Annotated in this window: 3 protein-coding genes; all 3 read right to left on the minus strand. The window is 49.4% G+C overall.

Features of this window, described 5'->3' with window-relative positions; translation table 11 throughout:
* Positions 1-3: 3 nt before the first annotated feature.
* The 3 genes from pulA to BN35_RS06220 all read right to left on the minus strand — a co-directional run bounded on the left by pulA (position 4) and on the right by BN35_RS06220 (position 6,879).
* The gene (pulA, locus tag BN35_RS06210) at positions 4-1,953 is read right to left on the minus strand and encodes a type I pullulanase (protein ID WP_028901199.1); all 1,950 of its coding nucleotides are present in this window, start codon (positions 1,951-1,953) and stop codon (positions 4-6) included.
* Between the two features lie 18 nt (positions 1,954-1,971).
* Positions 1,972-4,104 carry a glycoside hydrolase family 97 protein gene (locus tag BN35_RS06215; protein WP_028901200.1) on the minus strand — a complete coding sequence of 711 codons (2,133 nt, stop codon included), beginning with the start codon at positions 4,102-4,104 and terminating at the stop codon, positions 1,972-1,974.
* A 69-nt stretch (positions 4,105-4,173) separates the two neighbouring features.
* Positions 4,174-6,879 carry a 4-alpha-glucanotransferase gene (locus BN35_RS06220; RefSeq protein ID WP_028901201.1) on the minus strand — a complete coding sequence of 902 codons (2,706 nt, stop codon included), beginning with the start codon at positions 6,877-6,879 and terminating at the stop codon, positions 4,174-4,176.
* Positions 6,880-7,170 lie beyond the last annotated feature (291 nt).

The raw sequence follows: 7,170 nt of genomic DNA on the forward strand, positions 1-7,170 counted from the left end.
TTTTTACTGCTGTTTTCTTAGAATCATGGCTGATTGTGCGGGAACAATGGCCTTGTCGGCATGTTCATCGAGCATCAATTTCTCTATTCCATTGACGTCAATGACACCATCATAACATAGTACGTTGTAAACTCCAGCTGGTAAGGATACCTGTTTCTCGGTCTTGTTGGCATTGAGCAGCACGTAGATGTAGCTGTTGGTGGGGACATCAAACAAGCGATAACCCACCAAGCAGGGCTCTGTTGGGAGGAAAGTGAGATGCTGACGCACAGCCTCGGCATTGCCCAAACGGAATGCGTGGTATTGCTTTCGCAGTGCAATGAGCCCCTTGTAATAGCTGAACACCTGTGGGTAATGCTGCAAATTGTCCCAATCCAACCGATTGATTTCTATGGGAGATTTGTACGAATTATGCACCCCTTGTTTGTCACGGAGCATCTCTTCGCCACTCAACATAAACGGAACACCTTGTGAAGTGAACACTGCCGTTTGTGCAAGCAAGTCCAATCGGATGATTTCTTCGGTAGAAATGTTGGGTATCGACGCCTTCAATCGGTCCACCAAGCACATGTCGTCGTGGCAACTCACATAACTAATCATTTGTGTGGGTTCGGTTGCCCATGCCACTTTGCTGTAGTTCACTTTACTCATGTCTACTTGTGGATGTGCTATGGCACCGGCGATACCAAACTTAATGCTCTCTTCTTCACCAACAATGCCAGCAAGGAACGCTCCTTTCCTGTTGTCACTGAAGGGTCCACGCAAAGCATCGCGCAGTTCATCGCTAAAGGCTGCGATGCCTGGTAGTTGTTGGATGTTGGCTTTCATGGCGAGTTTGTCCGCAGGATAAGCACAACTGCCTGCACTCCATCCCTCACCATAGATATAAATAGATGGGTCTATCTTGTCCACTTCCTGTCGGATGGCGTTCATGGTCGCTATGTCGTGAATGCCCATGAGGTCGAAACGAAAGCCGTCGATGTGATATTCGTTAATCCAATATTTTACCGATTCTAACATGAATTGCCGCATCAAAGGTTTTTCCGAGGCTGTCTCGTTTCCACATCCCGACCCATTTGAATACTTGCCTTCAGCGTCTTTGCGATAATAGTAATCGGGGTAAGTGCGCTGAAAGTTACTGTTTTCGATGTCGAACGTGTGGTTGTACACTACGTCGAGGATGACACGAATGCCCGCCTTGTGCAGGGCTTGCACCATTTGTTTGAACTCCTTGATGCGCACTTTGGGGTCTTTGGCGTTGGTACTGTATGCTCCTTCTGGCACATTGTAGTTCTTTGGGTCGTATCCCCAGTTGTAGTTGGCGTTAGATGTTTGGTGTTCATCCACCGAGGCAAAGTTGAACGAAGGCAACAAGTGTACCGCATTCACTCCTAACTCTTTGAGGTGGGCAATGGCTTTTGGTTCAGCCAATCCCATAAACTTGCCCTTATGAACGGCAGGAGAGGTAGGTGAATCGGTGTAATCGCGTACGTGCATCTCGTATAACACCAAGTCAGAGGGCGATGCGAGCGCAGGTCTTTTATCGTTTTCCCACCCTTCGGGATTGGTTGCTTGGAGGTCTATGATAGCTCCTCTGTTGCCATTGATGCCCACCGCCTTGGCAAACACGCCCGGAGTCTCGCCTCCTTTGTGCTGTTGGTAACCCAACACTTCAAAGGTATAGTACATGCCTTTCAGGTCGTCCTTGATCTCTTTTGCCCACACGTCGTTGCCCATTGACTTCATTTTTACAGTCTTTGTGGGCTTTCCACCTTCGCCTTCTTTGAACAAACGCAGCACGACATGCTTGGCAGAGCTTGGCGCATTGAGCTTGAAGGCAGTCTTTTGAGGCGAATAAATCATTTCGTTGAACACTTTGGCAGATAAAGATAATTTACTTGTTGGCATCAGAAAAGCCAACAACAGGAAAATATAATGCTGATAATATCTCATAAGTAAGGGTGTTATTGATTATTGCGCCATGAGCGAAACGGCAAATCCGCCACCGCTGGCTTGATTGATTTTCAACACGTCTCCACGCTTCACGGTTTTGTGCGTGATGACATAAGCTTGTGGATTGTGGTCGTAATGGGCATTTTTAGCATCGGCATAAATCGTGCATCTGTACTTCTTCCCCTTGTCGAGGAAGTCGAGTTTGATGACACTCTTGTGTCCGTTCTCGTCGCATTTGCCTCCGATAAACCAGTTGTCCGTACCTTTTGCCTTGCGAGCCACGGTGATATAGTCGCCAGGTTCAGCCTCTAAATACTTGCTGTCGTCCCAGTCAACAGCCACATCTCGTATGAATTGAAACGCATCATCGAACTTCTCGTAGTGTTCGGGCAAGTCGGCAGCCATTTGCAGTGGGCTGTACATGGTGACATAGAGTGCCAACTGTCCTGCCAAGGTAGAGTGTACAAAGCTGGTATTGTCGCTCCATTCTGATAGTTTCGTCACAAAAATACCCGGTGTGTAGTCCATCGGTCCGCCCTGTAAGCGAGTAAAGGGCAGGATAGTGGTATGGTCTGGATTGTTTCCTCCAAAGGCTTCGTACTCTCCACCTCTCGCACTTTCGTTGCCAACCATGTTAGGCCATGTGCGGCATAAGCCCGTTGGGCGTGTCGCTTCGTGTGCATTCACCATGATATGGTGCTTGGCGGCTTGCTTCACCACATACATATAATGGTCGTTCATGGATTGAGAGAAGTGGTGGTCGCCACGAGGAATGATGTCACCTACATATCCTGTCTTCACGGCATCATATCCATATTGGTTCATGAGGTTGAAAGCTTTTTTCAAATGTCGTTCATAATTCACGGCGCTGGATGATGTCTCGTGGTGCATCAAGAGTTTTACACCCTTGGAATGAGCATACTCGTTGAGTCCTTTCAGGTCGAAGTCGGGGTAAGGCGTAACGAAGTCGAACACGTCTTGCTTCCAGTGGTTCGCCCAATCTTCCCAACCTATGTTCCATCCCTCCACCAAAACTTGATCCAATCCGTTCTTGGCAGCGAAGTCGATGTATCGCTTCACCTTGTCTGTGTTAGCCGCATGGCGTCCGTTTGGCTTCGCTTTACTCCAGTCTATTTGGTCGAGTTTGATAGATGGGAACTCATCGGTGTAGTTCCATGCGCTTTTGCCAACAATCATTTCCCACCACACACCGCAGTATTTTGTGGGATGAATCCAACTCGTGTCTTCTATCTTGCACGGCTCGTTGAGGTTCAGGATGAGGTTGCTCGACAACATATCGCGTGCGTCATCGCTCACCATTACCGTTCGCCACGGACTCTTACAAGGCGTTTGCATGCACCCTTTGGCACCGTATGCGTCTGGGGTGAGCCAGCTTTCAAACGTCATGGTCTTGTCATCTAAGTTGAGGTGCATGGTAGAATAGTCCACACAAGCTGCCTCGTGGATGTTGATGTACAGCCCATCTTGGCTTTTCATTTGCAGCGAGGTCTGTACGCCTGTAGGTGAGAACACTGCTACCGACGAGTTTCCCCAGTTCACTGCATCATGGAAACGCCCCCTTATTTCGGAGAGTTTGCTTTGTTGTGTCTTTTGCTCTTGCGTGTCATAGTCGCCCGGAATCCACCATGCCGTATGGTCGCCAGCCATGGCAAACTGCGTATGTTCTTCCTTAATGAGGAAATAGGTCAAGCTGTCTTGCTGAGGAAATTCATAGCGCAATCCCATTCCCTCGTTGTAAACACGGAACCTAACAATGATATTGCGCTCAGAAGCGGCTTGATGCAACGTCACCGCCAGTTCATTATAATGGTTTCTGATGGTTGCGGTCTCGCCCCAAACGGGTTTCCATGTTTCGTCAAAGGTGGATGTCTGCGTGTCTTTAACCGTAAACCCATTCATCAAATCGGTTTCCCGAAGCCCCTTGGAGGCGTGCTTGTCCTTCATGAGTTCCAAGCCCAAGCGTGACGGTTTCACCACAGCTTTGCCTTTGTAGGTCATGGAATAGGTGGGTACGCCATTGCCTTGCAGACTAAAGTTGACGCTTACATTGCCATTGGGCGATTTGACTACTTGTGCCAACAGTGCCATTGGCAGCATAAAAAACAAAAGGATAAGGTTGATTTTCTTCATGATGTTGTGGTTCAAAGGTATGCCACAAGGGCGCAAACCCTTGTGGCTATAGGTGTGAGGGGTAGGGTGTCAGCCCCTTCCCGACTGTGAGTTCAGTTCACATAGATTGCTCACCAAGCTATTGTCGGTCAGCATGTCTTCAATGTTCAGGTGCATCCGATAACGCCAATAGTGCTTCGGATTGGCAGGAATGTTGATGCGTTCGGCGTTGGCATCGTCCAGTCGGAGCCGTTCGTCCATGGACAACCAGTCTTGTATGGACAGGATGCAGAGCATGGAGGGCGATGCCAAGTGTTGCCAAATGATGTCGCGAGCCAACCAACCCGGCAGTGGATGGGGGGCAGGTCCTTCTTTTCCCAGCATGGTGTTGTAATAATGCTGTGTGCGTGGGTAGTCTTCATCCCACCATTGGCGCAGCGTTGGCATGTCGTGTGAGGATATGGTAGCCACGCTTCTGTAAGGGTTGTTGGGCAAATAGCCAAAGGTTACCTTTGGGTCTTTGGGCATCGACTGCACCTCGAGACTGAGGATGCGCAGCTCGTTCATCACCCATGCCACGCAATCGGGTACCATTCCCAAGTCTTCGGCACACACCAACATGCGGGTAGCCTGTACCAATTTAGGTAATTTCTTCATCGCCTCGTGATACCAGAACTGGTTGTTGCGGCGATAGTAGTACTCGTTGTACAAACGGTTGAACGCCTGTTTGTCCACATCCCACAGACTTTCGTAGATGAAGTTGAATTGTGCCGTGATGCGTGGGTGGAACAGGTGAGGATTTTTCTTGTCACGAACAAACAACACATCGTTGGCAAGTGCATACAGTCCGTCGCGTATCCATGTGTTCTTCTCATCCATTTCTTGCCCCTCGAAGGCTGCTTCAATCTTGCGCTCGGTGTTGAAATGCTCGTTCAACTCAAACACGTCGTCGTGAATATGGTTGAGGTATTTGGCGATGACTTCTTCCTGATGTTCGCCAAACACCCTGTCGATAACCCAGTTGCGGACGTAAGGCTTCGTAAATAAATCTTCTTGGAAGTTGAGTCCGTAGGATGCTATCTCCTCGCGCGACATACCTAACGATGGCGAAAACTGTCCGCACAAGCCGTTGACACAGCTAATAGGTATTTCCCAAATGCGGAAGAAGCCCAATACGTGGTCGATGCGATAAGCGTCGAAGAACTCCGCCATGTTCTTGAAACGGCGTTCCCACCATGCGCATCCGTCTTTCAACATCTCATCCCAGTTGTAGGTGGGGAACCCCCAATTCTGTCCGTTTACGGAGAAATCATCGGGTGGCGCACCTGCCTGTCCGTCCATGTTGAAGTATTTGGGTTCTACCCAAACGTCACAACCGTGACGACTGACCCCAATCGGCACGTCGCCTTTGAGTACGATACGCTTGCTTTGCGCATAGGCGTGCGCCTCCTTCATTTGGGTGTATAGCACAAACTGCACGAAGTAGTAGAACGCTACTTGTTGATATGCCTTGTTGCTTGGGGTGCTCAACGCCTTGCGATCTGCCTCGTTCCATGTGTGGTGGTCGCACCATTGTGTAGCATCTGCCGTGCCGTATTGGTCGCGCAGGTAGCAGAATTGTGCGTAGGGTACCAACCAGCGGGCGCTCTTTTCGAAGAACGCCTTGTATGCCTTGGTTCCCATGGTGCGTTTGCCCTCTTGCTTGAAGAGTAACTGTAAGAAATCCATCTTGCCTTTCATCACGCGTACATAGTCTATCTGTGGCAGACAGTTCAGCTCTTCTTGCAGTGCGTCAAATTGCGCTTGCTGCGCCTTGTCGTTGAGTTTGTGCAGTTGGCGTAAGTCGCAATAGAGCGGATGCAACGCAAACACGCTGATGCAGCTGTAGGGGTAAGAGTCGGTGTAGGTATAGGTGGCTGTGGTATCATTGATGGGCAGCAACTGAAGGACGTGCTGTCCGGTGGCTTCCACAAAGTCGATCATTGCCTTGAGGTCGCCAAAGTCGCCCACGCCAAAGCTGCCTTTGCTGCGTAGTGAGAATACAGGAACCAACGTTCCAGCCACCTTTGTGTTGGGCATGGGCATGAAAGCCTGATCCAAGTGGTACACCACTATGTTGCCACGGTTGAGCTTGGGTACGTCGATGGTGCGGTTGAAACACGGTTCCCACATGGGGTCGTTCGTGGGAAGGGAGTACGACAGGGCAGCAAACTTCAGTTCTATGTGCTGCTCGCTCAGTGTTTCAGCGTCCACGTCCACCACCCATTCGTTGTGCTGGTGCTGGGTCATGGGCAGTGCTTTGCTGATGTTCCACTCGCCCAAGGCCTCGGTGTCGCCCGACAGCACTAAATGTTGGTCGGGTTTGAGTTGCGGAGAACGTACGATGATACGCACCGTCTTGTCGTAAGCCGTGGGCTGCAGAGCTTGCAATGTGCTGCGATGAAGGCAGTCGGTGAACGCCGAAGAGTACAGGTACGAGTCTTCTGGTATCTGCATCCAATGGTCGTACACATGGTATTGCTTCGCTTTGGCTGCCGTGAGGTCGAGACGGTGGGTAAGAGTGGTCCATTCCTTGCGCGTTATCTTTCCGTCGCATTCTACCGAGTAGTAGTAGCAAAGGGAATTTTGCGCTTCAGTGGCAGACAGTTTGAGGTCGCACTTCCAGTGCAGACCGTCGGTGGTGTACATTCTATAAGGGGTATAAAGCCCATCTGCAGGCTGACCTTCATTCACTACATTCAAGATGAGGTCTTCCCCAAAAACCGTTTTGTATTCAATGTTAAATAATAGATTCATAGACTAAGGGTTAGTAGTTGTTCGACTGTTAATAAGTCGCTTATCTGCAAATTTATAAAGAATAGGTAGGGGGTCGCTGCCTTGTAGAGATAAAACTGTTAGAAATATTGCGCAAACGTTTGCGCTTCCTCTCTTTATTATGAATGCACAGGGTAGGCGAGTACCTGTGATTTTGTCCTGATTTTTCCTTTTTAGAAAGTTGAGAAATAGATTTTGGAACGGTTACAGAGGTACCCTTTTCGTCTTGTTTTTACTCCTCTCGGTGGTTAACCCATTACTTTAGTCGCGCTA

This window comes from Hoylesella timonensis 4401737 = DSM 22865 = JCM 15640, assembly GCF_000455445.1.
In the GTDB taxonomy this organism is placed as follows: Bacteria; Bacteroidota; Bacteroidia; order Bacteroidales; family Bacteroidaceae; genus Prevotella; species Prevotella timonensis.